Origin of the sequence: Rheinheimera oceanensis (genome assembly GCF_018831085.1) — a bacterium.
Taxonomy (GTDB): domain Bacteria; phylum Pseudomonadota; class Gammaproteobacteria; order Enterobacterales; family Alteromonadaceae; genus Alishewanella; species Alishewanella oceanensis.
Genome location: NZ_JAGPNM010000023.1, coordinates 3,036 through 5,164, shown reverse-complemented (window position 1 = coordinate 5,164; position 2,129 = coordinate 3,036). Strand labels below are relative to the sequence as shown.

Sequence of the window (2,129 nt, the reverse complement as noted above, 5' to 3'; positions counted from 1 at the left end):
ACGCTCTTTAACAATACGCAATCAATCATCTGTGTGGGCACTTATGATGGATTTCACAAAAATGAAATTTATCGGTTGAGTGACTATTACAGAAATGTTTTAAGTCAGTAAGACTGAGCAGCCTTTTGGCAGCAAACACTTTTAATTGAAGAGTTTGATCATGGCTCAGATTGAACGCTGGCGGCAGGCCTAACACATGCAAGTCGAGCGGGGACTTCGGTCCTAGCGGCGGACGGGTGAGTAATGTATAGGGAGCTGCCCGACAGAGGGGGATACCAGTTGGAAACGACTGTTAATACCGCATAACGTCTACGGACCAAAGTATGGGACCTTCGGGCCATATGCTGTCGGATGCACCTATATGGGATTAGCTAGTTGGTGGGGTAACGGCTCACCAAGGCGACGATCCCTAGCTGGTTTGAGAGGATGATCAGCCACACTGGAACTGAGACACGGTCCAGACTCCTACGGGAGGCAGCAGTGGGGAATATTGGACAATGGGCGCAAGCCTGATCCAGCCATGCCGCGTGTGTGAAGAAGGCCTTCGGGTTGTAAAGCACTTTCAGCGGGGAGGAAGGGGTTGTTGTTAATAGTAACAATCTTTGACGTTACCCGCAGAAGAAGCACCGGCTAACTCCGTGCCAGCAGCCGCGGTAATACGGAGGGTGCAAGCGTTAATCGGAATTACTGGGCGTAAAGCGCACGTAGGCGGTATGTTAAGTTGGATGTGAAAGCCCCGGGCTCAACCTGGGAATTGCATTCAAGACTGGCATGCTAGAGTATGTGAGAGGGGGGTAGAATTCCAAGTGTAGCGGTGAAATGCGTAGAGATTTGGAGGAATACCAGTGGCGAAGGCGGCCCCCTGGCACAATACTGACGCTCAGGTGCGAAAGCGTGGGGAGCAAACAGGATTAGATACCCTGGTAGTCCACGCCGTAAACGATGTCTACTAGCTGTTCGTGGTCTTGTACTGTGAGTAGCGCAGCTAACGCACTAAGTAGACCGCCTGGGGAGTACGGTCGCAAGATTAAAACTCAAATGAATTGACGGGGGCCCGCACAAGCGGTGGAGCATGTGGTTTAATTCGACGCAACGCGAAGAACCTTACCTACTCTTGACATCTACAGAAGATTGCAGAGATGCGATTGTGCCTTCGGGAACTGTAAGACAGGTGCTGCATGGCTGTCGTCAGCTCGTGTTGTGAAATGTTGGGTTAAGTCCCGCAACGAGCGCAACCCTTATCCTTAGTTGCCAGCACGTGATGGTGGGAACTCTAGGGAGACTGCCGGTGATAAACCGGAGGAAGGTGGGGACGACGTCAAGTCATCATGGCCCTTACGAGTAGGGCTACACACGTGCTACAATGGTACGTACAGAGGGAGGCAAGCTGGCGACAGTGAGCGGATCTCATAAAGCGTATCGTAGTCCGGATTGGAGTCTGCAACTCGACTCCATGAAGTCGGAATCGCTAGTAATCGTGGATCAGAATGCCACGGTGAATACGTTCCCGGGCCTTGTACACACCGCCCGTCACACCATGGGAGTGGGTTGCAAAAGAAGTAGGTAGCTTAACCTTCGGGAGGGCGCTTACCACTTTGTGATTCATGACTGGGGTGAAGTCGTAACAAGGTAACCGTAGGGGAACCTGCGGTTGGATCACCTCCTTACCTAAGTGACTTGAAGTTATAAGTGTTCACACAGATGATTGATTGCATGAGATAGAGCAAACGGTTTTAACGTTGAACGAGAGTTTAACGCAGGATGTTTTGCTTAGTGCGAGCCGCACAGCGAGCGAATGAGGGAGTGTACTGGTAGTACATGACCGAATAAGCGAGTGAGCAGCGAAGCAATAAGGAAAACAGACCAGTTAAAATTGGTCTGTAGCTCAGGTGGTTAGAGCGCACCCCTGATAAGGGTGAGGTCGGTAGTTCGAGTCTACTCAGACCAACCAAATTTCGCTTTATGCGTCGTTGCTTCCCTCCTCGCATACCTAAGTATGCTTCGCAGGAAAGCGCCTTGCCTAAAACGAAATTACCTTGTTAGGTAATTATGAGGGGTTATAGCTCAGCTGGGAGAGCGCCTGCCTTGCACGCAGGAGGTCAGCGGTTCGATCCCGCTTAACTCCACCA

At 51.1% G+C, this 2,129-nt stretch carries 2 tRNA genes and 1 rRNA gene; all 3 read left to right on the top strand.

From position 1 onward, the window contains the following. The first annotated feature begins 142 nt into the window (after positions 1 to 142). The 3 genes from J3B89_RS20730 to J3B89_RS20720 all read left to right on the top strand — a co-directional run bounded on the left by J3B89_RS20730 (position 143) and on the right by J3B89_RS20720 (position 2,129). Positions 143 to 1,667: ribosomal RNA gene (locus J3B89_RS20730) — 16S ribosomal RNA — on the top strand. A 207-nt stretch (positions 1,668 to 1,874) separates the two neighbouring features. Next, positions 1,875 to 1,951 (top strand) — tRNA-Ile (locus J3B89_RS20725). Between the two features lie 102 nt (positions 1,952 to 2,053). Further along, positions 2,054 to 2,129: transfer RNA gene (locus tag J3B89_RS20720), tRNA-Ala, on the top strand.